This window comes from Pandoraea thiooxydans (assembly GCF_001931675.1).
GTDB classification, from domain to species: Bacteria; Pseudomonadota; Gammaproteobacteria; order Burkholderiales; family Burkholderiaceae; genus Pandoraea; species Pandoraea thiooxydans.
The window spans coordinates 2,359,282-2,385,786 of the sequence record NZ_CP014839.1; the positions used below are offsets into that span (position 1 = coordinate 2,359,282).

The 26,505-nt window shown below is 64.4% G+C and carries 22 protein-coding genes; 12 read left to right on the forward strand and 10 right to left on the reverse strand.

Annotation, left to right across the window (positions count from 1 at the left end; translation table 11 throughout):
* Positions 1–16: 16 nt before the first annotated feature.
* Positions 17–1,441 (reverse strand): 3-isopropylmalate dehydratase large subunit, encoded by a 1,425-nt coding sequence (gene leuC / locus PATSB16_RS10830; protein WP_047214139.1) that lies wholly within the window; start codon positions 1,439–1,441, stop codon positions 17–19.
* 102 nt (positions 1,442–1,543) lie between these two features.
* A complete protein-coding gene (locus PATSB16_RS10835; RefSeq protein WP_047214140.1) occupies positions 1,544–2,446 on the reverse strand; it encodes a LysR family transcriptional regulator in 903 nt (300 codons plus the stop codon).
* Positions 2,447–2,702: 256 nt separating this feature from the next.
* Between PATSB16_RS10835 and PATSB16_RS10840 the strand changes: the two genes are divergently transcribed.
* A complete protein-coding gene (locus PATSB16_RS10840; protein ID WP_047214141.1) occupies positions 2,703–3,929 on the forward strand; it encodes an MFS transporter in 1,227 nt (408 codons plus the stop codon).
* 110 nt (positions 3,930–4,039) lie between these two features.
* On the opposite strand, the gene mctP is transcribed toward PATSB16_RS10840, so the two are convergent.
* Together mctP and PATSB16_RS10850 are read right to left on the reverse strand one after the other, a co-directional pair.
* Positions 4,040–5,572, reverse strand: coding sequence for a monocarboxylate uptake permease MctP (gene mctP, locus PATSB16_RS10845; RefSeq protein WP_047214142.1), 1,533 nt, complete (start codon positions 5,570–5,572; stop codon positions 4,040–4,042).
* Complete coding sequence (locus tag PATSB16_RS10850) at positions 5,569–5,808, reverse strand: DUF3311 domain-containing protein (RefSeq protein WP_047214143.1); 240 nt, start codon at positions 5,806–5,808, stop codon at positions 5,569–5,571. Before PATSB16_RS10850 ends, mctP begins: the two co-directional genes overlap by 4 nt.
* Before the next feature lie 399 nt (positions 5,809–6,207).
* Between PATSB16_RS10850 and PATSB16_RS10855 the strand changes: the two genes are divergently transcribed.
* The 6 genes from PATSB16_RS10855 to PATSB16_RS10880 all read left to right on the forward strand — a co-directional run bounded on the left by PATSB16_RS10855 (position 6,208) and on the right by PATSB16_RS10880 (position 13,551).
* Complete coding sequence (locus tag PATSB16_RS10855) at positions 6,208–7,626, forward strand: cache domain-containing protein (RefSeq protein ID WP_047214144.1); 1,419 nt, start codon at positions 6,208–6,210, stop codon at positions 7,624–7,626.
* A gap of 14 nt (positions 7,627–7,640) precedes the next feature.
* On the forward strand, positions 7,641–8,303 hold the full coding sequence (locus tag PATSB16_RS10860) for a response regulator transcription factor (RefSeq protein WP_047214145.1): 663 nt from the start codon (positions 7,641–7,643) through the stop codon (positions 8,301–8,303).
* 105 nt (positions 8,304–8,408) lie between these two features.
* Complete coding sequence (locus PATSB16_RS10865; RefSeq protein WP_047214146.1) at positions 8,409–10,370, forward strand: aconitase family protein; 1,962 nt, start codon at positions 8,409–8,411, stop codon at positions 10,368–10,370.
* 51 nt (positions 10,371–10,421) lie between these two features.
* On the forward strand, positions 10,422–11,303 hold the full coding sequence (locus tag PATSB16_RS10870) for an alpha/beta fold hydrolase (RefSeq protein ID WP_047214148.1): 882 nt from the start codon (positions 10,422–10,424) through the stop codon (positions 11,301–11,303).
* Between the two features lie 159 nt (positions 11,304–11,462).
* A complete protein-coding gene (locus PATSB16_RS10875; RefSeq protein ID WP_047214149.1) occupies positions 11,463–12,479 on the forward strand; it encodes a YVTN family beta-propeller repeat protein in 1,017 nt (338 codons plus the stop codon).
* Positions 12,480–12,549: 70 nt separating this feature from the next.
* A complete protein-coding gene (locus PATSB16_RS10880; protein ID WP_047214150.1) occupies positions 12,550–13,551 on the forward strand; it encodes a sterol desaturase family protein in 1,002 nt (333 codons plus the stop codon).
* 137 nt (positions 13,552–13,688) lie between these two features.
* Here the strand turns inward: PATSB16_RS10880 and PATSB16_RS10885 are convergent, their stop codons facing one another.
* Together PATSB16_RS10885 and PATSB16_RS10890 are read right to left on the reverse strand one after the other, a co-directional pair.
* Positions 13,689–14,657: a M14 family metallopeptidase gene (locus tag PATSB16_RS10885; RefSeq protein ID WP_047214151.1), complete on the reverse strand. Its 969-nt coding sequence runs from the start codon at positions 14,655–14,657 to the stop codon at positions 13,689–13,691.
* A 145-nt stretch (positions 14,658–14,802) separates the two neighbouring features.
* Entirely contained in the window at positions 14,803–15,888 is a 1,086-nt protein-coding gene (locus tag PATSB16_RS10890; protein ID WP_047214152.1) for a tartrate dehydrogenase, read from the reverse strand.
* A gap of 173 nt (positions 15,889–16,061) precedes the next feature.
* Between PATSB16_RS10890 and PATSB16_RS10895 the strand changes: the two genes are divergently transcribed.
* The 3 genes from PATSB16_RS10895 (at position 16,062) to PATSB16_RS10905 (ending at position 19,125) form a co-directional block, all read left to right on the forward strand.
* Positions 16,062–16,979 (forward strand): LysR family transcriptional regulator, encoded by a 918-nt coding sequence (locus tag PATSB16_RS10895; protein ID WP_047214153.1) that lies wholly within the window; start codon positions 16,062–16,064, stop codon positions 16,977–16,979.
* A 223-nt stretch (positions 16,980–17,202) separates the two neighbouring features.
* Positions 17,203–18,360: an acyltransferase family protein gene (locus PATSB16_RS10900; RefSeq protein WP_062551271.1), complete on the forward strand. Its 1,158-nt coding sequence runs from the start codon at positions 17,203–17,205 to the stop codon at positions 18,358–18,360.
* Positions 18,361–18,411: 51 nt separating this feature from the next.
* Positions 18,412–19,125: a pseudouridine synthase gene (locus PATSB16_RS10905; protein ID WP_047214156.1), complete on the forward strand. Its 714-nt coding sequence runs from the start codon at positions 18,412–18,414 to the stop codon at positions 19,123–19,125.
* Here the strand turns inward: PATSB16_RS10905 and PATSB16_RS10910 are convergent.
* The 3 genes from PATSB16_RS10910 to PATSB16_RS10920 all read right to left on the reverse strand — a co-directional run bounded on the left by PATSB16_RS10910 (position 19,122) and on the right by PATSB16_RS10920 (position 21,539).
* Complete coding sequence (locus tag PATSB16_RS10910) at positions 19,122–19,979, reverse strand: 23S rRNA (adenine(2030)-N(6))-methyltransferase RlmJ (RefSeq protein ID WP_047214158.1); 858 nt, start codon at positions 19,977–19,979, stop codon at positions 19,122–19,124. The genes PATSB16_RS10905 and PATSB16_RS10910 overlap by 4 nt on opposite strands.
* 56 nt (positions 19,980–20,035) lie before the next feature.
* Positions 20,036–20,608, reverse strand: a complete 573-nt coding sequence (locus PATSB16_RS10915; RefSeq protein ID WP_047214159.1) for a DNA-3-methyladenine glycosylase I — start codon at positions 20,606–20,608, stop codon at positions 20,036–20,038.
* 70 nt (positions 20,609–20,678) lie between these two features.
* Positions 20,679–21,539 carry a fumarylacetoacetate hydrolase family protein gene (locus PATSB16_RS10920; protein ID WP_047214160.1) on the reverse strand — a complete coding sequence of 287 codons (861 nt, stop codon included), beginning with the start codon at positions 21,537–21,539 and terminating at the stop codon, positions 20,679–20,681.
* A 212-nt stretch (positions 21,540–21,751) separates the two neighbouring features.
* Between PATSB16_RS10920 and PATSB16_RS10925 the strand changes: the two genes are divergently transcribed.
* Both PATSB16_RS10925 and PATSB16_RS10930 read left to right on the forward strand, forming a co-directional pair.
* On the forward strand, positions 21,752–23,401 hold the full coding sequence (locus tag PATSB16_RS10925) for a FecR domain-containing protein (protein WP_047214161.1): 1,650 nt from the start codon (positions 21,752–21,754) through the stop codon (positions 23,399–23,401).
* Entirely contained in the window at positions 23,398–25,731 is a 2,334-nt protein-coding gene (locus PATSB16_RS10930; RefSeq protein WP_047214162.1) for a CHASE2 domain-containing protein, read from the forward strand. The genes PATSB16_RS10925 and PATSB16_RS10930 overlap by 4 nt, the downstream gene beginning before the upstream one ends.
* Positions 25,732–25,748: 17 nt before the next feature.
* On the opposite strand, the gene PATSB16_RS10935 is transcribed toward PATSB16_RS10930, so the two are convergent.
* The gene (locus PATSB16_RS10935) at positions 25,749–26,474 is read right to left on the reverse strand and encodes a response regulator transcription factor (RefSeq protein ID WP_047214163.1); all 726 of its coding nucleotides are present in this window, start codon (positions 26,472–26,474) and stop codon (positions 25,749–25,751) included.
* Positions 26,475–26,505: the final 31 nt, after the last annotated feature.

A 26,505-nucleotide genomic window follows, 5' to 3' on the forward strand; every position in this document is an offset into this window, starting at 1 on the left:
TATCCGTCGAATCGAGTTAACTTGCGGCGTCCGTCGCGCGCATCGCGCGTACATCGACGAAGTGACCGGCAATGGCGGCGGCCGCGGCCATTGCCGGGCTCACCAGGTGCGTGCGCCCGCCTGCTCCCTGGCGCCCTTCGAAATTACGGTTGGAAGTCGATGCGCAGCGCTCGCCGGCCGCCAGCCGGTCGTCGTTCATCCCGAGGCACATCGAGCAGCCCGATTCACGCCACTCGAAACCGGCCGCGCGAAATACCTCGTCGAGCCCCTCGCGCTCGGCCTGGGCCTTGACCAGCCCCGAGCCCGGTACCACCAGTGCCTGTTTCACATTGGCTGCCACTCGCTGGCCGCGCACGACGGCTGCCGCGATGCGCAGATCCTCGATTCGCGAATTGGTGCACGAGCCGATGAACACCTTGTCGATCGCGATATCGGTGATCGGCGTGCCGGGCGCCAGATCCATATAGGCCAGCGCCTTTTGCATGCCGTCGCGCCGCATCGGGTCGCGCTCCTGCGCTGGGTTCGGCACCCGAGCGTCGACCGGCGCCACCATCTCCGGCGAGGTGCCCCAGGTAACCTGCGGCTTGATCTGGGTCGCGTCGAGCGTCACCACGGCATCGAAGCGCGCGCCCTCGTCGGAATGCAGCGTGCGCCAGTACTCGACCGCCTGATCCCACTGCGCGCCGCTCGGTGCCAACGGGCGGTCCTTCACGTAGGCAATGGTAGTTTCGTCCACGGCGATCATGCCGGCGCGCGCGCCCGCTTCGATCGCCATATTGCAGATCGTCATGCGCCCTTCCATCGACAGTGCGCGAATCGTCGAACCGGCGAATTCGATCGCGTAGCCGGTGCCGCCGGCCGTGCCGATCTTGCCGATAATCGCCAGCACGATGTCCTTGGCGCTGACGCCAATCGGCAATTCGCCATCGACTTGCACCAGCATCGATTTCATCTTGCGCGTGAGCAACGTCTGCGTCACCAGCACGTGCTCGACTTCGGAAGTACCGATGCCGTGCGCCAGACAACCGAACGCGCCGTGCGTGGACGTATGGGAATCGCCGCACACGACGGTCATGCCGGGCAGCGTCACGCCCTGCTCCGGCCCGATCACGTGTTCGATGCCCTGCCGCTTGTCGAGCATGTCGAAATAGGTGAAACCGTAGGTCTTGGCATTGCTGCCGAGGGTTTGCACCTGCAGGCGGGAAATCGGGTCCTCGATATGCCCGCTGCTGCGCTCGGTGGTCGGCACATTATGGTCGGCTACCGCCAGGTTCGAACTAACGCGCCACGGCTTGCGCCCGGCCAGCGCCAGGCCTTCGAATGCCTGCGGGCTCGAGACTTCGTTGATCAGGTGCCTGTCAATATAGAGCAGCGTGGTGCCGTCTTTCTCGGTGGCGACCGCGTGGGTCTCCCAGAGCTTGTCGTAGAGGGTCTTGGCCATGGTTCACGGGAATCGAAAATGTCAGCCAATGGTACTGACCCACACGGAGGCTGGCGGTGACGATTCCTCAAGGCAGACGTTCCGGAACGAGATGGCAGCGGCTCAGCGCTTGTTGGTCAGGAAATTGACCAGGGCCGAGGCAGCCGCGGTCAACCGCTCGCGCTGGCGAAATACCACGATCTGCTCGCGCGATGCCCACGGTTCCGCGATCGGCACCAGTTGCAGGTCCAGCGTGTCGACATACAGCTCGCCGATATGCTGCGGCAGCACAGCGATGCCCAGGCGCACGTGCACCATGCGGCACAGCGCATCGAAGCTGTTGACGCGGATCTTCACCTTCATGTCCAGCCCGAGGCTCCTGGCCTGCTGGGCGAGCAGCCGCGCGAGCGACGTGTCGCTGCCCAGGCCGACGAAGTTCTCGCGCGCCATATCGGCCAGTGTGACGGCAGTCGCATCGCTCAGCCGATGCCCGCGCGGCACCAGCAGGAACAGCCGGTCGGTACGATACGGCAGCGATTCCAGATCCTTGATGCCGGGTACCGCGTTGCAGATGCCAAAGTCCGCGCCGCTCTCGCTGACGCTGCGCAACACGCTCGAGGTCGACCTTTCGTCTACCTGAATTTCGACATCCGGAAAAATACGCGTGTAGGCCGCGATATCCTCGGGCAGAAACTGCACGATGGCCGATAAATTGGCGACCACCTTGACGCTGCCCTTGGCGCCAGTGGCGAATTGCGAGAGTTCGGCGTCGAGACTCTCGAAGCTGGCGATGACCGCCTGGGCATGGCGCATCACCATCTCGCCGACCGGCGTGACCGAAATACCGCGCGACTCCCGGTGGATCACGGGCCGCCCGATCACCGTCTCAATCTCGGCAATGCGCCGGCTCACCGCCGAAGGCGTAATGGACTCGCGCTCTGCGGCACGGGCGATGTTTCTTTCCTGACACACGGCGACGAACAGCCTGAGCGAGGTCAGATCGAGTTTGCGAAGCAAATGGTTCATGGCGCGGCGCCTCATCGAGGGCGTTGGCGAAATGGCTCGATCATACTACCGGTGCGCGCGGCCGCCCGACGCATGCCGCCCTGCCGTGACGATTGGGCATGGCAGCATTGCCGTACCGACAACGCCCGGATGTGCCACGGCTCTTATACTGGGGCGATCGTACGAGTCGCCCGACCTTGACGGCCGGCGCGCGCCGCCGCATCCTCCGCTTGAAAGCCGGCGCGGCAGCGTCTGCGTCAGCCTCCTCCACGGACCCATGAACGAATCTCACTGGCAACGCAATCTGGCCGTCTGCTTCTTCGGCGCTTTCATCAACATCATCGCGATGACGTTGGTGCTGCCGTTCCTGCCGGTCTATATCGAGCAGCTGGGCGTGCACGGCCACGCCGCGATCGTGCAATGGTCGGGCATCGTCTACGGCGCGACCTTCCTGGCCGGGGCGCTGGTCGCACCATTGTGGGGACGCCTGGCGGACCGCTTCGGTTGCAAGCCGAACCTGATTCGCGCCAGCATCGGCATGATGATCACCATGGCGCTCATCGGGCTGGCCCAGAATGTCTGGCAGTTGGCCGGCATACGGCTGCTGGTCGGCCTGGCCGGCGGCTACACCTCGGGCTCATACGTGCTGGTGGCGGCGCAAACGCCCAAGCACCGCTCGGCCTGGGCGCTCGGCGTGCTGTCGACCGGCATCATGGCGGGCAATCTGATGGGGCCGCTGCTGGGCGGCATCATGCCGTCCCTGATCGGCATCCGCATGACGTTCTTCGTGGCCAGCGGCTTTATTTCGCTCAATTGTCTGGCCACCTGTATTTTGATCAGGGAAGATCGCCCGCCGCGCCCGCAAGCCCAGCGCGGCGCCCGGGCCGCCGCCGGGGCGGCACCGGCGCCGCTGGGCAATCGAAAACTGGTGTTGTCGATGCTGGCGACCGCGACCTTGCTGATGGTCGCCAATATGTCGATCGAACCGATCATTACGGTCTACGTGCAACAACTGGTCAGCGACATCAGGACGGTCACCTTTGTCTCGGGCCTGGCGATGTCGGCCGCCGCGCTTGGCAGCATCGTCTCGGCATCGCGCCTGGGCAAACTGGCCGACCGGATCGGCGGCATGAAGGTCGTCACCGGCTGCCTCGCGGTCTCCGGCCTGCTGCTGATTCCGCAGGCTTTCGTCACCGCGGCGTGGCAGTTGATCGGATTGCGTTTTCTGATGGGACTGTCGCTCGGCGGCCTGCTGCCCTGCGTGACTGCGCTGATCCGGCATAACGTGCCCGACGAGTCGGTCGGCCGCGTGCTGGGCTATTCGACTTCGTCGCAATACGTCGGCCAGGTGGCGGGCCCGCTGTTCGGCGGCTTTGTCGGCGGGCACATCGGCATGCGCTACGTGTTTCTGGCGACCTGCGCGCTGCTGCTCGCCTGCGCCGCGGGCAATGCGCTGCTGGCACCGGCCGGGCGTCGACGCGTGCAGACTGACCAAGCCCGCTGACCGGCGCGCCGCCCCTCGAATAAAAAACGCCCCCGAGCGGATCTCGCTCGGGGGCGCGGCCAATCGCCCCGTGATAATCAGGCGACTGGCAGACGACGGGGGTACCGTCCTTACTTACCGCTGGCCGTGTCCAGACGGGCGCGCGAGTCGCCCTGCACCAGACGGACCACCAAACTGACCGCCACCGCCACGACGATGTTGATCGCCAACGACCAAACTGCCGCATAACCGGGAATCGCCATGCCACCCAGGTGAATCGTGTAGATCGACGACTTCAGATGCAGCGATGCGGCCATCCAGGTACCGGCAACGATACCGACCAACCAGCCCAGCAGCAGCCCGCGCGAATCGAGCACACGCGTGTAGAGGCCCAGCACGATCGCCGGCAGCGTCTGAATGATCCAGATGCCGCCGAGCAACTGCAGCTGCAGCGCATAGGTCAGGGGCAGGAACACGATGAACGCCAGCGCGCCGAGCTTGACGATCAGCGACACCAGCTTCGCCACCTGGGTTTCCTGGTGAGCGGTCATGTCCTGCTTGACGTAGACGCGGTGAATATTGCGCGTGTACAGATTGGCTGCGGCAATCGACATGATCGCGGCCGGCACCAGGGCGCCGATGCCGATGGCGGCAAACGCGACGCCGACGAACCACGACGGGAAGAAATGCAGGAACAGCGCCGGCACCGCGAAACTCGGCCCATAAGCCTTGAAGTACGGCACGAACTCCGGCATGTTCTGCAAACCCGCGGCCAGCGCCATGAAGCCCAGCAGCGCAAGCAGGCCGAGCATGAACGTGTAGGCCGGCAGCAATGCCATATTGCGGCGAATCGTGTTGCCCGAGGACGAACTGAAAATCGCCGTGACCGAGTGCGGATAAAGGAACAGCGCCAGGGCCGAGCCGATCGCCAGCGTGGCGTACGCGCTATAGCCGTTCAGGCTGGCGGCGTCCGGTGCGTGCAACAGCAGTTTGGCCGGCGGTATCGCACTGAAGATATGCGCGAAGCCACCGAGCTGCGCCGGCACCACGATCACCGCCGCGCCGATCGTCACGTAGATCAGCAGATCCTTGACCACCGCGATCATCGCCGGCGCGCGCAGGCCCGACGAATACGTGTAGGCCGCCAGGATCGCAAAGGCGATGATCAGCGGCAGATCGCCCAGCGCGCCGTGCGTGTTGAAGCCAAGCGCGCCGATCACGGTTTCGATCCCGACCAGCTGCAAGGCGATGTACGGCATCGTCGCGACGATACCGGTGACCGCCACGGCCAGCGCCAGCGGCTTGCTGTTGAAACGACCCTGCACGACGTCGGCGGCCGTGACGTATCCGTGACGCTTGGCGATATGCCACAGCTTCGGGAACACCACGAAGGCAAACGGGTAGATCAGAATCGTGTAAGGCAGCGCGAAAAAGCCGATCGCGCCGGCGCCGAACACCAGCGCGGGCACGGCGATGAACGTGTAGGCCGTGTAGATGTCGCCGCCCAGCAGGAACCACGTCACGATGGTGCCGAAGCGCCGCCCGCCCAGGCCCCACTCGTCGATCGAGCGCAGGTCGCCGCGGCGCCAGTGGGCCGCATAAAAGCCCATGACCGTCACGGCCAGGAAAAACAGCACGAAAACCAGGGTAGCAGTTGCGTTCATTCTGTTGCCTCCCGCTCATCGGCGGCCGCATGCAGGCCCCGGGTCTTGACGTACACCAGCGCCGTGATGGCCGCGCTCAGCAGCACCCACAGCAGTTGGTACCAGTAGAAGAAGGGGAAGCCCGCGAGCGTGGGCTCAACGGCGTTGTACGATGGCACCCAGAACAGCGCAATCCAGGGCAATAGCAGCAGCCATCGCCAGCGTGCGCCGGCTTGGGCTGGAATCGTCGATTTCATGCTCAAGTCTCCTTATATGGCTCAAAATGGCAAACCGGCACGGCGTGTAAAACCGTCCGGCCATCGGTCATTGCGTCCGCCTTATATTTGGACGCGCGAGCATTATTGAGAGTCTCAACTTCGTCTACAAGCGTAGTACTACGCAGATTGCGCGTTTGAGTGATAATTTCGCCTGTCCGTGGGGTTTCGCTCTGCGGAATACCCTGAGTGGCGGCGCACGGTGCCTACGCAGTACCACGCAGATCGATTCCATGACCGAATGTTCTGGCGCGAATTCAAAGACGCTCGGGCACGGCGCGGCAACCATGCCGCGGCACTTTATCAATCGCAGGTGGCAGGTTGGGCCGCATTGCTGGACGCGACCGCTTGCCGCCCTTTTCGGATGGCTGATTTAACGCGATGTTGAGCGTCCCTATCCCCGGCCTGCGGCGCAAGCTGCTGCTGCTCGCGCTGCTGCCATTCATGATCGCCACGGCCATCATCGCCGTCGCCGTGGTGCTGCAGGCGCAAACGCTGTCCAACTCGCAGCGACGCATCATCGCGGCGGCCTATCGCACCAGCAAGCAAGCCGAACTGCGGCATTACATGGATCTGGCGCAGAGCGCCATCGCGCCGCTTTATGATTCCGGCCGCAACGACCCCGCCACGCGCGAGCGCGCACTTCAGATATTGTCCAAGCTGGAGTTCGGCACGGACGGTTATTTTTTTGTCTATGACCTCAATGGCAAGTCGCTGATGCATCCGCGCCAGCCGGAACTGGTCGGTCAGAATCTTTGGTCGCTGCGCGCGCCGGACGGCACCTCGCCGATCCAGCGCCTGATCCACCGGGCCGAGCAAGGCGGCGGCTTTGTCGAATACCCGTGGCGGCGGCCCTCAACCCACCAGATCGAGCCGAAGCTCGGCTATGTGCTCAAGCTCGATCGCTGGGGGTGGATGATCGGCACCGGCATCTACCTGGACGATGTCACCGCGGCGCTGGCGCAGATCGACCAGCACGCGTCGATGAACATCAAACGCACACTGTTATGGATTGGCCTGACCGGCACCCTCGGCATGCTGGCGATCGGCATCTGCGGTCTGGCGCTCAATATCACCGACTGGCGCAGCTCCGATGCCAAACTCAAGCTGCTCGCCAATCAGGTGGTGGAATCGCAGGAAGCCGAGCGGGGACGGCTCTCGCGCGAATTGCACGACGGCGTGAGCCAGATGCTGGTGTCGACCAAACTGCTGCTCGAGTCGGTGCCGGCTCACGCCGGGCAGGCAGGGGGCGATCCGGGCATGGTCGAGGCAACCATCGGCAAGGCGCTCGCGCAGATCAACCGGACATTGGGCGAAATCCGCCGTATCTCGCACGCGCTGCGCCCGTCGATGCTCGACGATTTCGGGCTGGCCGCCGCGCTGGTGCAACTCGGCACGGAATTCGGCGAGACCGGCTACATGCCGCGCGAAAACGTCGTCGTCGACGTCTCGGCCGCGCAGGGCAAATCATTGCCGGATTCGTTCAACACGATACTGTTTCGTATCGCCCAGGAAGCACTCTCCAATATCGCCCGCCATGCCTCGGCCAGTCGGGTCAAGATCGCGCTGGCGGTGCTGCCGCGCCAGGTCATGCTCAGCGTGATGGACAACGGGCAGGGGTTCGACAGCGAAGCGGTGCAGGCCGACGCGCAGCGCGGCATCGGCCTGCGCAACATGCGTGAGCGCGTCGAATCGCTGGGCGGCTGCCTGCAGATCGACTCCAGCCCCGGACATACCGAGTTGATCGCGCTGATTCCCTACCATCCCGCGCAGCCGCAGACGGCCGCCGCCCTGACGTGAAGCCCGAACCTGACATGACGCGCCTGCCTGCCCTGATCGATTTGCTGCTGGTCGACGACCATCCGCTGGTGCGCGACGGCCTGCGCCTGCGGCTCGATGCCATTGCCGGTCTTCGCGTGATTGGCGAGGCCGGTAATTTGACCGACGCGTTGCGGTTGATCGAGCAGACCCAGCCCCATCTGGTGCTCACCGACATCAGCATGAAGGGCGGCAGCGGTATTGCATTGACCCAGGCGATTCATCAGAGGTACCCGAGCACGCGGGTGCTGGTGCTGTCGATGCACGACAATCGCGAGTATGCCGCGCAAGCCCGCGCGGCCGGCGCGCACGGCTACGTTCTGAAGGATTCGCCGGCCACGCAGATCGTCGAGGCGATCTACACCATCATGGGCGGCGGCACATTCTTCGCCGTCGACATGAGCGCGCCCACACCGGCGGGCGCCATGCACGGGCTGAGCGAACAATTCGCCGCACGCGAGATCGAAAAACTCACGCGGCGCGAGCATGAAATTCTGCGTCATCTGGCCAATGGGCTCTCCAACAAGCAGATCGCTTCGCTGCACGGCCTGTCGGTGCGCACCGTCGAGACCCATCGCATGTCGATCAAGCGCAAGCTGGATATCGACGGCCAGGCCGAACTGATCAAATTCGCCGTCGAATTCTTCAGCCAGTCCTGAACGGCGTCGGCCATCCCGGCGCAGCCGGCAAGGCTGCCATGCCGAGCCGTCACGCCACGCGCGCCAAAGCGCCGATATAGTGGGGTCACAAGGAGATGCCCCGCCATGGAAGATACCGTTCGCTTCGACGCCCGTGTGCTGTACCTGTCGCAGGATCCCGCCTGCATCCGCCGCCAGTTGGCTGGCGAATCGATCAGCCTGGCCGAAGCCGGGCCCTTGCGCGACGATGTCTCCACCGACGAAATCACCCCGGTGACCGTCATGCTGGTCTATGACGAGCGGCTGGGCCGTTACCCCTACGTAGGCTTCAAGGCCGGCGACGAAATGCCGTTTGGCGAAAACGCCGTCAAGCAAGGCGGCTTCGCCGTCACCGTGGCCGGCAAGCGCTACGGCAAAGGTTCGTCGCGAGAATCGTCCCCGCTGGCCGAATTGTCGGCCGGCATCCGGCTGATCGTGGCGCAAAGCTTCGAGCGCATTTACCAGCAGAACTGCGACAACATCGGCATTCTCACCACCACCGACTTCTCGGTGCTCGACCGTATCGCCGCCGGCGAGGCAATCCCGATGTCGGTATTTCTGGCCGGCCGAGACGAGCTGACCCAACGCATCATCCGCGCCGGCGGCCTGCTCAACTACAGCCGCCTGCAGCAATGGCCAGCGCCGCGCAAGCGCGCGGCCGACGAGCGTGCCGAAGCGGCCGCACCGCGCACGCTGGTCCAGAAAATCATCGAGCGGCATCTGCATCCGGCCAGCGACCGCGCCCAAATCGGCGAAGGGGTGTTCATTGCGGCCGACTACCGCTTCAGCCACGACTACTTCACCGGCATGAGTGCGCATCTGATGCACCGGGCGTTCGGCAAGCCGGCGCCGCTGGTCGACCCCGAGCATATCGTTGCCTTTCAGGATCATCTGGTCCTGGCCGCGCAAAGCGTGCCGCACGTGCGCGACGGACTGCTGCCGGGCGTGGCCAACCTCGCCCAGGGCCACCAGGCATTCGCTCGCGACTATCCCGTGCGGGTGCATGGCGCGCTGCCCGGCGAGCCCGGCTCGGAGGGCATCTGTCACGCGCTGATGGCCGAGCGCTACGCGCTGCCGGGTCAGGTGATCGTCGGCACCGATTCTCATACGCCGCACTCGGGCGCGCTGGGCTGCCTGGCCTTCGGGGCCGGCGCCACCGAGATCGCCAACAGCTGGGTGACCGGCTACGTGCGCTGCAAGGTGCCGCAGACGCTGCGCATCGAGGTCAGCGGCCGACTGCGCCCCGGCGTGACGGCCAAGGACCTGGTGCTTCATCTGCTGCAGATGGAGACCATCCGCTCCGGCGGCGCGATCGGCGTGGTTTTCGAATACGGCGGCACGGCAGTGCATGCACTGTCGATCGACGAGCGCGCCACGCTGACCAATATGGTGGCCGAGCTGGGCGGAATGACCGGCATCGTCGCGCCGGACGAGAGAACCGTCGCCTTCCTGAAGGAGCGGCGCGGCATCGATTTCAACCTCGAGCCGTGGATGCGCAGCGACCCAGGAGCTCCCTACTGCGACGTCATCCGCATCGATGGCGAGCGCATCGAACCGATGCTGGCCCGCCCCGGCGACCCCGGCAACGGCGTGCCGGCCTCCGCATTGAGCGAGGCGGTGGCGGTCGATATTGCCTATGGCGGCTCCTGCACGGCCGGCAAGCGCAGCGACTTCGACAACTATCACGAAGTGCTGCGCTGGGGGCTCGAACATGGCCTGCAGGTGGCCCCGGGCACCCGCCTTTACCTGCAGTTCGGCACGCTCGACGTGCGCCAGTACTGCGAGCAGCGCGGCTACCTTGCCACTTTCGAGGCCGCCAATGTCACGCTGGTGCCGCCCGGCTGCGGCTCGTGCGCGAACTGCGGCCCGGGGCAATCCACCGACCCCGGGCAGGTGACGGTCAGCGCGATCAACCGGAATTTTCCGGGGCGTTCCGGCCCGGGCCGGGTGTGGCTGGCAGGTCCCTACACCGTGGCCGCCAGCGCGCTGGCCGGCAAAATCGTATCGTTCGAACAATTGCAGCGCGACACAGCGACCGCAAGCGCCTGAGCGAGATAGCCCAAGCCCGGCTAAACTGGCGCAAACGCCCGGGAGGCCATCGTGTTCGACGCATTCGAGGAAGTCTCAGCCGTCATCGACGGCATCGATATTCATGCCATACGCGGCGGCGGCGGGCCAGCGCTGCTGTTATTGCATGGCCATCCGCAAACCCACGTTATCTGGCACAAGGTGGCGCCCACGCTGGCGCAACATTTCACCGTGGTAGCCGCCGATCTGCGCGGCTACGGCGATAGCGGCAGGCCGGCCGGCCTGCCCGATCACAGCAATTATTCCAAGCGTCGCATGGCGTTGGACCAGGTCGAGCTGATGCGCACGCTGGGATTCGACACTTTTTCGGTGTTGGCGCATGATCGCGGTGCGCGCGTTGCCGCGCGCATGGCGCTCGACCACCCGGCGGTCGTGGAAAAGCTGGTGACACTCGACATCGCGCCGACCCTGGCGATGTACGAGCAAACCTCGTTCGATTTCGCCCGCGCCTACTGGCACTGGTTCTTCCTGATACGCCCGGCGCCGTTTCCGGAGACCCTGATCCGCGCCGACCCGGATCAATACCTGAGACAGACCATGGGCACCCGCAGCGCGGGACTCAAGCCCTTCGCGCAAGAAGCCTACGCCGAATACCTGCGCTGCCTGAGCGACCCGGCCGCCGCGCACGGGCTGTGCGAGGACTACCGCGCCAGCGCGACCATCGACCTGGAGCACGATCGCGCCGACCGCGCAGCCGGGCGCCGGATCGGCTGTCCTTTCATGGCGCTGTGGGGTGCCGAAGGCGTCATCGAGCAGTGTTTCGACCCGCTCGCCGAATGGCGCCGCCTGGCGCCGCACGTCGTCGGCGAGGCGCTGCCGTGCGGGCACTACGTCCCCGAGGAAGCCCCCGAACAATTGTTGGCCAAAGTGATGCCGTTTCTGGCCGCGAAATAGCGGTGGATTCGCTTCGGCGAGGGTATTTTTACCGCTGTTTCGACGCCCGCGATAGATTGCTTGCGCCCCTGCGAGGAACGCAGGAAAATAGCGCCGCCGCGGGCATCGGCTCGCGCCGTCCAGTCCACTCGATACGCTTTATTTCCAGGCCCCTACAACATGTTTGCATCCATTGCGACGCGCCTCACGAAATCCATCGTGGCGGTCGCCGCCCTCTCCTGCGGGCTCGGTTTTGCCGCCTCGGTACGCGCGCAGAATGTCATCGTTCTCGATTCCGGCCAAGCCACTCTGACCCTGATTGACCAGGCCACCCACAAGGTCGTCGCCGTATGGCCGACCGGCAAGGAACCGCATCACCTGATGCTCACGCCCGACAAAAAGTCGCTGATCGTGGCCAATTCGGTCTCGAACGACCTGATGTTTCTCGACCCGCGAACCGGCAAGGTACAGCGCTGGGTGCAGGACATCGAAGATCCGTACCAACTCGGTTTTTCCCCCGACCACAAATGGTTCGTCACCAACGGCTTGCGGCTCAACCGCATCGACATCTACCACTACGACGAGAAAACCCAGGGCATGACGCTGGCCAAGCGCATTCCGCTCGGCAAGACGCCCAGCCACATGACGTTTTCCACCGACAATCGCACGGTGTTCGTGACGCTGCAGGACTCCGACCAGTTGGCCGCGATCGACCTGCCGACCCAGAAGGTGCTGTGGACCATGCCGGTGGGCAAAACGCCGGCCGGGCTGTGGATGGTGCCGGGCGACCAGTACCTGCTGGTCGGCATGACCGGCGAGGACGATGTCGCGGTGGTCGACTGGCGCAAGCGGCAAGTCGTCAAGCGTATCCACACCGGGCGCGGCGCGCACAATTTCCGCTGGTTGGACGACGGTCAGCACGTGGCGGTCTCCAATCGGGTCGACAGCACGATCAGCATCATCGACTACCACACGCTGACCAATGTGGGCGATATTACCGGCCTGATGCCCGGACCGGACGATATGGAACTGACCGCGGATCACCGTTATCTGTGGGTCACTTTCCGTTTTGCCCGGCATGTGGGTATCATCGATATGCGTACGCGCAAATTGATAGCGACGATCCCGGTCGGGCGTTCGCCGCACGGCATCTTTTTCGCCGATCGCGCGCCGGTGGCAACACCCAATCCCGACTGATTCCGGCCAGTTGCCGTCCGGCGACGGGCGGCGCGCCGGTTGAGCAATTCCAGCCGCACCGAAGGCTTTCATGATTCACGACATCGTCACGCAACTCGACAATCTCGTCGGCGCCCTGCAAACGCAGTTGTTCGTCGGCGTCATCGAGCCGCTGTTCTATCATTTCGGCCTGATGGGATATGCCGACGACCTCTACGATTCGCTCTACTGGGTCATCGTCGGGCTGCTGGAGATCGCCGCGACCTACGCCTTGCTGCGTCCGCTCGAGGCGTTGCGCCCGCTTGAAGTCTGGTCCGACCGCAAGGCGTTGCGCACCGACGTGCTCTACACCTGGATCGCCAAGCTCGGCCTCATCAACCTGGCCGTATTTCTGCTGCTGCAGCCGCTGTTCAGCCATTGGCAAAGCCTGATGGTGATCTACCATGTGCCCAACATCGACCTGAGCAACCGGCTGGGCGTGACCGACAAGCCGCTTATTTCCTTTGCTGTCTACCTCGTGGTGCTCGACTTTGCCGGCTACTGGTACCACCGCTGGCAGCACCGCTTTGGGGTCTGGTGGGAATTGCATGCGGTGCATCACAGCCAGCAACAGGTCTCGATGTGGGCCGACGATCGCAATCATTTTCTCGACAGCGTGCTGCTGGCCGCGTATTTCGCGGTGATCTCGCTGTTCATCGGCGTCGAGCCAAACCAGTATGTCGTGCTGATCGCCGTGGGCAACCTGCTGCAAAGCATCCAGCACGTCAACGCCCGCCTGCCGTATCACTGGCTGCTCGAGCGCATCATCGTCAGCCCGGCATTTCACCGTCGGCACCACGCGATCGGTTACGGTCACGAGGGAACGCGTTACGGCTGCAACTTCGGCGTGCTGTTCCCGTGGTGGGATATGCTGCTGGGCACCGCCTCGTGGGACAAGACCGTCGAGGCGACCGGCATTCGCGATCAGTTGCCGGTGCCGCAGGGAACCGCGCGAGAATACGGCCAGGGCCTGCTCGCGCAGCAATGGTATGCGTTCGCGCGCATCGGCGAGCGCCTGGCTGGCCGGCGCCGCTACACGAGCGATGTGTCCTAGCAAGGTGAAAAAACGCAGCGAACGGGTTTGAAGCGCAGCGCACCAGCGCTTCAGACCCGAGTCCATGCGGTATCCGCAAGGATGCCGGGCACTGCCCGCCCTGCTTCAAACGGGCGCGCCCGCTTATCGGCGACCGGCTAGTCGACTTGCCGGCCCAGCCGCACCACCGTCACGCCGGGGCGCAACTGGCGCAGCGAGGGCATCACCAGCACGCAGTTCGCATACGGGGTGAGCACCGGCTCGCCGCCGTTCCAGCCAATCACCGTGCCCGCCTGCGCGAAGCGCTCCAGGCCGGTGTAGTCGCCGGCAAAACGAAAATCGTTGCTCTTGGCGACCACCGGCTCGGTTACGCGAATCACATGGCTTTGCGCAGGTAGCTCGCCCCACCACGAGGCGGGCAGCGCTTGCTGGTCGATCGCGCCTGCCAGCAGCAGAAAGCGCGCCGTGGCGTGTCGCGCCGTTGTCACGCTATTGGCCTCCCAGTGCTGGCCGCACTCGACCAGCAACGCGTTTTTCGGACTCGCGGCATCGCCGAAGCCGCCGTAGTCGCGCATGCGCCGCCCTTCCGGGTGCCCCTCGTCCGATATCACGTGCGGCGGGATCCGCAGCTCGCGTGCCAGCGCAATGCCCTTGTCGAGCGGGCCCGAGACGATCAGCGGCAGACTTTTCTCGTGCATCGAATGCAAATCCAGCAGCAGGTCGACGGTATCGACCACCGGGCGCAGCGCCCGAGCCCGCCGAAGTTCCGTCGAGTCCCTGGCGGCGTCGTCGAGCACCGCTGGTGTCCAGACGCGATTGAAATCCTGGTCGACGAAGCGCGATGCATCGGGCCTGGCCGGATCGAACCGGCCGTACGCGTCGACGTTGGCAAACGACAGGGAGAGCTTGCCGCGCTGCGGCCGCAGCCCCATGTCCAGCAATTCCTTGACGACGATCGCACCACACACCTCGTTGCCATGGGTAAGCGCATTGACCATCACATGCGGCCCGGGCTGACCGCTGTCGAAGGTGTGCACGTAAGCGACGCTGCCGGTACCGGCGGCATAGGGGCGAATGTCGGGAAATTCGATCTCGATCGGGTAGGCGTTGAATTCGGCGGCGTTCATGGCGGCGACAGTGGGTGGGGGTCAACTGGCTTTGCGTTGCATTCTGCGCGCCCGGTACGGTTTTGTCGACCGGCCGGCGCGCCGGGCATCGGGGCGCAACGGGCCGATGCCCGGCATGCCCGGCGTGCATGGCATCGAGCGATGCCTAGGCGGCAGCGACTCGCGCGGCAATCGCCTGGCCCATTTCGGTGGTGGACGCCTTGCCGCCGAGATCCGCGGTGTGCGGGCCGGCGACCAGCGCGGCCTTGATCGCCGCGACGATCGCGTCGTGCGCGGCGCGCCCGGCGCCCGCGCCGCCGGTGAGGAAATCGAGCATCATCGCGCCCGACCAGATCATGGCGACCGGATTGGCGATGTTCTTGCCATAAATATCGGGGGCCGAACCGTGCACCGGCTCGAACAGCGACGGAAACGCCCGTTCCGGATTCAGGTTGGCCGAGGGCGCCAGGCCGATCGTGCCGGTACAGGCCGGCCCGAGATCGGACAGGATGTCGCCGAACAGATTGGACGCCACCACCACGTCGAAGCGCTGCGGCTGCAGCACGAATCGGGCGCACAGAATGTCGATGTGCTGCTTGTTCCAGGCGACGTCCGGATAGCGGCTGGCCATCTCGGCAGCGCGTGCATCCCACCAGGGCATCGAAATCGAAATACCGTTGCTTTTGGTCGCGACGGTCAGGTCTTTACGCGGCCGGCTTTGCGCCAGCTCAAAGGCGAATTTCATGACCCGCTCGGTGCCGCGCCGCGAAAACACCGACTGCTGCATCACGATTTCATTCTCGGTGCCCTCGAACATCACACCGCCGATCGACGAATATTCGCCCTCGGTGTTCTCGCGCACGATCATCATGTCGATCTCGCCCGCATCGGCCGCCAGCGGCGACTTCACGCCGGCGAAGGTTTGCGCGGGCCGCAGGTTGATGTACTGGTCGAATTCGCGGCGAAACTTCAGCAGCGATCCCCACAATGAGATGTGATCCGGCACGATCTCGGGCCAGCCGACCGCGCCGAAGTAAATTGCGTCCATCGGCTGCAACAGCGCCTTCCAGTCATCGGGCATCATTTTTCCGGTGGCGGCGTAATAGTCGCAGCTGGCCCAATCGAAATGAGTCAACTCGAGAGCAATGCCAAAGCGCTCGGCCGCGGCGCGCAGCACGCGCAGCCCCTCGGGCATTACTTCCTTGCCGATGCCGTCGCCCGGAAGTACGGCAATTCTGAATGGTTTTGTCATGTGTGCGTCGACCTGTGTTGAAAATCGATGGAGTCAATCAGCCGCCCGGCTACTGCCGGCAGGCATCTTCGCGATGCATTATCCGGCGATGCGGTGCCCACTCATTATATTGATTCACTTTCAAAATATAATTCGCCTTTCGGTTAACTCATTTTTCACGAATCGTGAATAAAATGCCCACCCCCGACGACCTGCGCGTGTTCATCGCGGTCGTGCGCAAGGCCAGCTTCTCCGGCGCGGCCGACGAGCTTGGCACCTCGCCGGCCTATATCAGCAAGCGCATTCGCGTGCTGGAGGACGACCTGAAGCTCAAACTGTTCCAGCGCACCACGCGCAGCGTAGTCATCACCGACGAGGGCGAGCGCGTCTATCACTGGGCCCAGCGCATTCTCGACGATATCGATCAACTGCTGCAGGAGGTCTCGATGCCGCGCGCCGCGCTACGCGGGACACTGCGCGTGAGCAGCAGTTTCGGCTTCGGCAGAAATGTCGTCGCGCCGATGATCTCCACGCTGATCGGCCGCTACCCGGGCCTGAGCGTGCGCTTTGAAGTATTCGATCGCCTGGTCGACGTGGCCAGCGAAGGGATCGATCTCGACATTCGGGTCGGCGACGAAATCGCGCCGCATTTGATCGCCAGACCGCTGGCCGAGAACCACCGCATCCTGTGCGCGGCCCCGGCCTATCTGGCCCGGCGCGGCGCGCCCCGCTCGCTCGCCGACCTGTCGCAGCACGATTGCCTGGTGATCAAGGAACGCGACCATCCATTCGGCGTGTGGAAATTGCGCGCCGCCGGCGAGGAAAAAACCGTCAAGGTCACCGGGCCGCTGTCGACCAACCACGGTGAGATCGCCGTGCAATGGGCCATCGCCGGACATGGCGTGGTGCTGCGCTCGATCTGGGACGTCGGGCCGCACCTGCAGCGCGGCGAACTGGTGCCGGTGCTGCCCGGCTACCGGCAAGAGGCCAATATCTGGGCGGTCTACCCGTCGCGGCTCGGCACCTCGGCCAAGGTCAGGGTCTGCGTTGAGTTCCTGCAGGAGCGCTTCGCACAATGCAACAATGGGGCGATAGCGTCTTGGTTAGGATAACTTTGTAATAGCCGGACATCTGCCATATCGGGTCGGCAACGCCCCGGCCTTGATTCGACTGACGAAATCCGGGTCTGGCGCGTGCCCGCGTGGGGTGCCGCCAAATGTTTCAAAAAGTATCCGCGCTGCGCCGCCAGGCGCTCGGGTGATAGCCTAAGGCTATTCCCCGCAACACGATGCGCGTATACCGCCGCTCATGGCGACGCGGCGCGCTCTGCCATCCATGCGCAGCAGTTCCAAGACGTATTACGAAAAACTGGATCACTTGCGACTGTTCGCCGCAACGCTGGTGCTGCTCTATCACACCTGGGCGGCGGCCGGCGGTCCGCAGGCCACGTCGAACTGGCTCGAGCAATTCGTGCTGCTGGGCAATACCGGCGTGACACTGTTTCTGGTGCTCAGCGGGTTTCTGTTCACCGTCCTGGTCGACGGCGGCAACAAGGCAATCGTCTACCCGCGCTTTCTGGCCAATCGGGCCCTGCGTATCTTTCCGCTCCTGACGGTGTTGTTTATCGGAGCGATGGCGGTGCATCAGCGCGATGCCACGGTCACCGGCGCATTATCGTTCCTGCTGTTCTCGAATCTTGGCCAGTCGCCGCTGTTCCAGTTCAGCAATGCGCTCTGGACGGTGGCGGTCGAATGCCAGTTCTATGTCATGTTCCCGTTTCTGATCCGATTTGCACGCCGGCAAGGCGCCGGGTACCTGATCGGCCTGGCGGTATTCTGGATCGGCTGGCGCACCGTGATCGCGACCCTGTTCGGCGCTTCGTTCGCACCGGGCGACGCCAATTATGTCTACTTCACGATGCTGGGGCGGCTCGATCAATTCCTGATCGGCATGATCGCCGGCCTGGTTCACCTGAAATCGCCCCGCCTGCTGCGCTCGCCCTATGTCCTTGGCCTGGCCGCAATTGTCGCGCTGTGCTGCTTTCACCTCATGTATGCCACCGGCTCGCTCTGGAAAAACGATCCGCGCTGCATGCCGGTAAGCGCGATCGAGGCGCTGCTGTGGGCCACCTTGCTGCTGGCCTACTTCCAAGGCCAGTTGCAATGGCCGGCGCCGCTGAGTCGCGCGCTGGCCTCGCTGGGTCAGTGCAGCTACTCTCTCTACCTGTTGCACATCTATGTGGTGCTGATCATCGACGAGTACGGCGGATGGCTGCACCTGGTCGGCGACCCGGGCGCGAACGCCATATTGAATGGACTGTTGCTGGTCTGGCCGGCGTCGCTGTTGTTGTCGTTCTTCAGTTACCGGTTGATCGAAGCGCCGTTTCTCGGCCTGCGCACGCCCTATACGATACCGCGCGCCGCGCCCGAACCCGAGCCCGCCACGCCGGCAGTGGTGCCGGCATCCAGCGCGACGGCACCGCAACGTCACTGACCGGGGCCATTACAATAGCGGGTTGACGTCACAACGCTTCGGAGACCCCCTATTCAACTCGAACGCCTTCTTCAGTCGCAGGGCTTCGGCAGCCGAAAAACATGCCGGGCATTGATCGAATGCGGCGCGGTGAGTGTCGGCGGCGTCGTGTGCGATGCCCCCAAACAGGAGTTCGCGCCGCACGGCCTGGCATTTGCCGTCGACGGTCAACCCTGGCGCTATCGGGAAAAGGTCTACCTGCTGCTGCACAAGCCCGCCGGCTACGAATGCTCGGCCAGTCCTCAGCACCACCAGAGCGTGCTCGCACTGCTGCCCGCCCCGCTGGTCGCGCGCGGCGTGCAGCCCGCCGGCCGCCTCGATCAGGACACCACCGGGCTGCTGTTGCTAAGCGACGATGGGCCATTCCTGCATGCGCTGATGTCACCGCGCCGCCATGTGCCCAAGCGCTATCTCGCGACGACGAAGCATCCGGTCACCGAAGCGATGCTTGTCGCCCTGCGCGACGGCGTCCTGCTGCACGATGAAACGCAGCCGGTGCGCGCCATCGATGCGCAAATCGAGGGCCCGCACCAACTCTGGCTGACGATTGATCAGGGGAAATATCACCAGGTCAAGCGAATGGTGGCCGCGGTCGGCAACCGCGTCGAACAATTGCACCGGGAGCGGCTGGGCGGCCTGGCCCTCGGCACGCTGGCGCCCGGCGCATGGCGTTATCTCGAGGAAGACGATCTGGCCGCGATTCCCTACCCGGTGCCGCAGAATTAATCCTGCTTGCCTTCCAGCGTGTATTTCGCGCCCTTGTCCTGACCCAGCACCTTCACCAGCCACGGCAAGGCTTCCTGCAGCGCCGCGCGCAGCGTCCAGGGCGGATTGACGATGAACATGCCGCTGCCGTGCAGCCCGAGGCCGCCGGCCTGCGGCGACTGCACGGTGAGACTGGCATGCAGCCAGCTCTTGAGCGGCAGGCGCTTGAGCCGCTCGGGCAGCTGTATCGACTCCCGCCGCTGTACCTGCGGGTACCAGATCGCGTAACAGCCGGTCGGAAAACGCGTGAGCGCTTCCTGCATGGTTTGCACGACGCGCGTGTAGTCCTGTTTGTCCTCGTAGGCCGGATCGATGAGAATCAAGCCGCGCTTGGGCGGCGGCGGCAGCAGGGCCTTGAGACTGGCGAAACCGTCGGCCTCGTAGAACATCGTGCGGCGCGCTACCGACTTGCCTTGCGGCCGGAAGTTGTCCTGCAGCGCGCGATTTTCGTTGCCATGCATCTCGAACAACCGCAGACGATCGGTTTCTCTCAGCAGTTGCAGCGCCAGGAACGGCGAACCGGGGTAGTAGCGCAGCTTGCCGTCGGTGTTGAATTCACGCACCAGCCGCACGTACTCGGCAACGATCGGCGGCAAATCCTGGCGGTCCCACAGGCGCGTGATGCCGCTTTGATATTCGGCATTCTTTTTGGCCCATTCGCTCTCGAGCGCGTATCCGCCGGCCCCCGCATGGGTGTCGATATACCAGAACGGCGTGTCCTTCTGCCCGAGGTATTCGAGCAGTTGAACGACGATGCAGTGCTTGAGGACGTCGGCGTGATTGCCGGCATGAAAGGCGTGGCGGTAGCTGAACATGGGTTTTCCGATTGAACAGGCGCGATTGTAGCCGACCCGCGGCCCCGGAGCGCCGATTATCCCGCCAGCGCCCGCACCTGCTCGTGGCGAAAGCACGTCGTGACATGGTCGTTGACCAGGCCCGCCGATTGCATGAACGCGTAACAGATGGTCGAGCCCACGAACTTGAAGCCGAGCTTTTTGAGCGCCTTGCTCATGGCGTCGGATTGCGCCGTGCTGGCGGGCACCGTGTCCCTGGTGCTCCAGGCGTTCTGGCGTGCGCGGCCGTCGACGAAGTCCCACAGGAAGGTATCGAAGCGCTGGCCGCGTTCGCGCATCTCGAGATAGACACGCGCGTTTTGCACGACGGCGGCGACTTTGGCCCGATTGCGCACGATGCCGGGATCGGCCAGCAATTGCGCCACCTTGCGCTCATCGTAGCGGGCGATTTTTTCCGGATCGAAGCCCTCGAAGGCACGCCGGTAATTGTCGCGTTTTTTCAGGATCGTGGCCCACGACAAGCCGGCCTGCGCGCCCTCGAGCATCAATAATTCATAGAGCGCGAGGGGTTCGCGCAGCGGCACCCCCCACTCGAGATCGTGATATTGCCGGTACGCGTCGAACCCCTCACACCATGCACAGCGTTCCATTGTGCCGCCTCATCAATACGTGCTTCGTCAAGCGGCACCGGCAGTTCGCGCCCGCCGGCGCCGGCCACCGTCAGTCGAGCAAGTCGGCCCGCCACGCATGCACCGACTGCTGTTGTTCGCCCAGACCGTCGATACCCAGCCGCACGACGTCGCCCTCGCGCAGAAACACCGGCGGCTTGCATCCCATGCCGACACCCGGCGGCGTGCCGGTGGCGATCAGGTCGCCTGGATTGAGCGTCATCACCTGGCTCATGTAATGAATCAGGAATGCGACGCCGAAGATCATGTGGGCCGTGTTGCCGGTCTGGAACCGCTTGCCATTGACATCCAGCCATAGGCCCAGGTTTTGCGGATCGGGAATCTCGTCGGCACTCACCAGCCACGGGCCGACCGGGCCGAATGTGTCGCAGCCCTTGCCCTTGTCCCAGGTGCCGCCCCGCTCCATCTGAAACTCCCGCTCCGATACATCGTTCACCACGCAGTAGCCGGCCACGTGACGCAGCGCGTCCTCCAGCGGCACGTACCGTGCCCGGGTGCCGATCACCACGCCGAGTTCGACCTCCCAGTCCGTCTTGCGCGAGTCTTTGGGCATCACGATCGGATCGTTGGGACCACTGAAGCACTGGTTCCATTTCGCGAACAGAATCGGCTCGCCGGGGATCGGCAGATTCGCTTCAGCGGCGTGGTCGCTGTAGTTCAGCCCCACGCCGATGAATTGCCGCAAGCCGGTAAACGGCGTGCCCAGGCGGCCGGGTGCGGCGACCTCTGGCAATGCCGTCAAATCCAGCGCACGCAGTCTGGCCAGGCCGGCCGGGCTGAGTTGCTCCGGCGTCAAGTCGTCGATCACGCCGGAGAGATCGCGGACCACGCCCCGTGCGTCAAGGATCCCGGGTTTTTCCTGGCCCTTCGGGCCGAATCGCAGTAGTTTCAAAGTGACTCCCAATGGAAAAGATGCGCCGCGTTGCGCTCGTGAGGCGGCTGCGCCAATTGTTAAATAATGTTAAATCAGCTCAAACTGTTCTGAAAAACTTATAATCGCCCCATAACAGGCGACACGGAAAGTCCGAAGCTTTCTCGGCGGCTGCCGTCGCCGCGCCGAAATTGCGCGGCTGCGAACCATTGCCAGCCTGACCTGAGAAATTCATGCACACAATAGCACTCAAACAATTGACACGGGGACTGCTATGTCTGGCCGTGCTGCTGCCGCTGGCATGCCCGGCCGCGCCGCTCGGCGTGCAGGACGGCGCCTTGGTCGTCGCCGTCGAGCCAGGCGACACGCTGTTCAACATCGCTTCGGACTACCTGCTGCCTGGGCACGACTGGCGCGACCTGCAACGATTCAATCAGATTCGTTCTCCTTATCGCCTGCGGCCCGGCGCCCGATTGCGGATACCTTTGGCGTGGGCCGCCACCGAGCCGTCGAGCGCCCGCGTGCTGTTCGCCAATGGTCAGGTAACACGCATTCTCGGACCGCACGCGACGATCCCCCTGAAGCCCGGCATGCTGTTGCCCGAGGGCAGCCGCATCGGCAGCGCGCCTGGCGCAAGCGCGACGCTTGAACTGGTCGATCACAGCAGGATTCGCGTGCTGCCCGACACGACGCTGGTGCTGGCTCACCTGCAGCAATACCGGCATACCGACATCATCAACACCGTGATTCGTTTCAGCCGCGGGCAGGTCGAGTCCAGCGTGGATCCGGCGCACCGCGGTATCGGACGCTACGAGGTCAATTCGCCGCTGGCGGTCACCGGCGTGCGCGGTACGCAATTCCGCGTCGGACTCCAGGACAACGACACGCAAATGACCAATGAAGTGCTCAAAGGCGTGGTCGCGGTGCAGGGCGCGGGGTCCTCCCTGGTCAGCGCAGTCACGGCCGGCCAAGGCACCATCGTCGGGCCGGGCGGCAAGGTACAGGCGCCGCGAGCGCTGCTGCCAGCTCCCTCGCTGCAAGGCATCGCGATCCTCCAGCCGCGACCGATTGCGCGATTTGCCTATGCCTCGCTGCCCGGGGCCGTATCGTATCGAGCCATCGTAGCCCGCGACCGGGCCATCGACGACATCCTGCTGACCGGGTCGTTCAAGAACCCCGTCGCCAAGTTCGCCGGCCTGCCCGACGGCAAATACTATCTCGCCGTCAGCGGCGTCGATGCCGACGGCCTGGAAGGACGCAGGCAGGTCGTCGCATTCGAGACAGCGGCGCACCCGCAGACTCCGGTGGCTGTCGCACCGCCGCGCGATACCCCGGTGAGCGGGCCGCGCGTCGAATTCGACTGGGGCCAGGTCGCGAACGCCGGCGGCTATCATTTCCAGTTGGCCCGCGCGCCAAGCTTCGCGGCGCCGCTGCGTGACGAACGCCTGACCGGCACCCGCTTGCGCCTGGCCGATATCGCTCCCGGACGCTACTACTGGCGCGTGGCATCGATTGGCCGTGACGGCCATTCAGGCGCATTCAGCGCGCCGCTGGCGCTCGCCGTGAGCGCCGCGCCGGAACGCACCGCCATGCAGGAACAGACACGTGCGCCCGCCGCCGTGCAGTTGAGCTGGCCCGGCGACATGACCCAGGCCTATCGCGTCGAGCTTGCACGGGATCCCGATTTCACCATGCCGGTTGCCAGTGGCGTGACGCGCACACCGCGGTGGCGCCTTGCGCCGCTGCCTGCCGGCACCTACTACGTGCGCGTCGAGTCGCTGGATGCCGATGGCTTTCATGGACTATCCCTCGCGCCGCAGCGAATCCTGATCGACGACAACGGCGACGTCACGCCCAACGTGCGCCGGCTCACCCGACCGTGAAGGCGAGATTCGCCACCGCAAACCGCGGCCCGCTGCTCGAATGGCTGACGCTGACGGCGCTGCTGCTGCTCGCGACGGTCTTATTGAATCAATCGGTCGATCAATGGCAACCCAGCCGGCTGCTCTATGACCGATGGGTCGCCTCGGACGCGCATGCGGCCAATCCCGACATCGTGATCATTGCGATCGACAACGCGAGCCTGGCGAAGATCGGCCGCTGGCCTTGGCCGCGCTCCGTGCATGCCGCGCTGCTGGAGCGTCTGGCGCAAACGCGCGCCCGCGCAATTGGGCTCGATGTGATCCTGGCCGAACCCGATCGCCAGGATCCTGGTGACGATCTCGCGCTGGCCAAGGCGATCCGCGACAATGGCCGGGTGGTGTTGCCGATGTATGCTGCGCGCGGCCAACCGGTGCTGCCCACGTCGACCTTCTCGGCCGCCGCGGCGGCGATCGGCCACATCGATCTCGAACTCGATTCCGACGGTGTGGCGCGCAGCGTATTCCTGCGCGAGGGCACCGCCCATACGCAGTGGGACCACATAGCCGTGGCCATGCTGCGGGTGGCCGGCATGCGGCAAGGCTTCGCTGCGCTGCCCGGCGAGCGCCGGCCCAGCCAGGCCCGGCCGTCTTCCGCCGCGCCAGATGGGCCGATGTGGTTGCGCGACAACTGGATCCATATCCCGTTCACCGGTGCGCCTGGGCACTACCCGGAGGTGTCCTACACCGACGTGCTGGATGGCACTGTGCCGCGATCGTTTTTCGACGGCAAGCTGGTGCTCGTTGGAGCCACGGCAGCCGGACTCGGCGACAGCTATCCGACCCCGGTGTCAGGAAATTCGCGCGCCATGCCCGGGGTAGAAATCATCGCCAACGTGCTCGACGCGCTGATCGCGCACCGCGCCATTGTCGACGCGCCGCCGCAAGTCGGCCTGATCCTGGCGATCGGCACGATTCTGCTGGCCATGCTGGGGCATTTCATCCTCACGCCGCGCAAGTCGTTGGCCTTGACGGTGGCGCTGGCCGCCGCCACGCTGCTGCTGAGCTACCTGATGCTGACTCGCGAGGGATTATGGATTGCACCGCTGCCAACCGTATTCATGTTGGCCGTTGCCTATCCGTTGTGGAGCTGGCGCCGCCTGGAAGCGGTCATCCGCTATCTCGGTCAGGAGTTCATGCGGCTCGATAAAGAGCCTCACCTGCTGCCGGAGCGCACGGCGCCGGCGCCGTTGATCAGTGACACGGTCGAGCGCCAGATTCACGTGATGCGGCAAGCGGCCAAACGTGTGCGCGCGATGCGCCGCTTTATCCAGGACGGCGTCGACAGCATGCCCGACGCGACGTTGATTTGCGGCCCGGATCAAAATGTCCTGTTGGCCAATCATGAGGCATTGCGCTACTTCAGCGCGCGCGGAAGGACGCAATTGCGCGGCACGCCCGTGCCCTCATTGCTGAGCGACCTGCGACAGCCCGCCCCGATCGACTGGGTCACGCACCTGCAGCACACGGTCGAGCACGCGCAGCCGGTTACGATCGAAGCGCGAGACGGTGCGGGCCGCGATTTCCTGGTCAAGCTGGTGGCGTTATTCGAGTCGTCGCATCAGCCGATCGGCTGGATCGTGACATTGATCGACATCTCTTTGATTCGCGAAGCACAGCGGCAGCGCGACGAAACGATGCGATTTCTGTCGCACGATATCCGCTCGCCGCAATCGTCGATTCTCGCATTGCTGGAGAATCAAAAATACAGTGAAAGCGCCCTGCCGCCGCACGTGTTCACACAACGCATCGGCAAATACGCCGAACGCACGCTCAGTTTGGCCGATGACTTCGTTCAACTGACGCGCGCCGAATCGCAGACGTATCAGTTCGAGGAAGTCGATCTCGCCCAGTTGCTGCTCGACGCGCTCGACGATGTGTGGGAGCAGGGGGCGGCCAAGCGGATCGAAATCGATACGGCCATCCCCGACGATGGTGCATTGGTGCGGGGCGACCGGGCGCTGCTCACGCGCGCTCTCGTCAACCTGCTCAATAACGCAATCAAATACAGTGACCCCGACACGCGTATCGTTTGCCGGATCGTGCCTGCGCAAGGCGGCTGGTGCCTGACCATTCGCGACCACGGTTGGGGCATTCCCGCCGATGCCCTGCCCCGATTGTTCGAGAAGTTCGCCCGCTTTGTCGCGCCCGGCGAGAATGACCCGGGCGGCACGGGCCTTGGCCTGGCGTTCGTCAAGACCGTGATCGACAAGCATGGGGGGCGCCTCTCGGCCAGCAGTACGGTCGGGCAAGGATCGTCGTTCAGCGTTCGCCTGCCGGCGCCTGGGTCCTGAGGCGCCCTCGGCACGGCTCACACATCGCCCGCCACTGCCACTGCCGCGCCGTCCCGCGCCGCCACTGGCTCGAGTCGATAGCCGCGCGAATAGACCGGTACCAGCTGCACCCCGTTTTCGGGGCGCAGCTTGAGCTTGGTTCTGACGCGCGACAGGTGAGTGTCGAGCGTGCGCGAGGCGATTTCCGCGCCGCGGCCCCAGACCGCCTGCATCAGCAGATCGCGCGGCAGCAGGCGACCGAGGTTCTGGAACAGCAGTCGCGCCAGATCGAATTCGCGAGGCGTCAGAGTAATCGGCTCCTCGTGCACGTGAATCGTCTTTTGCGGCACGTCGACGCGGTACGGGCCGACTTCGATCAGGCTGTCTTCGGCCGCGCTCGGGTAGGCGCGTCGCAGCAACGCGCGCACCCGCGCGACAAACTCGTTGGTTCGGATCGGCTTGGTCAGGTAATCGTCGGCGCCGGCCGACAGTCCGCTGATGATGTCCTCCTCCATATTGCGGGCGGTGACGAACAGCACCGGTATGTCGTGGCCGAAATGAGTCCTGAACCAGAGGATAAAATCGCGTCCACTGGTGTCGGGCAGCTCCCAGTCGACGATCAGCATATCGAATTTTTCTTCACGCAGCCGCCGATTCAGCGCGCGTCCGGTGGAGAACGTGGCACATTCGTAGCCGGCCTCGTGCAGTACGCGCGACATGATCGCCGCGTGGGCTTCGTCATCTTCCAACGACGCAATTTTCATCACTCCCCCTGTGATATCCCGTCGTGCGCAG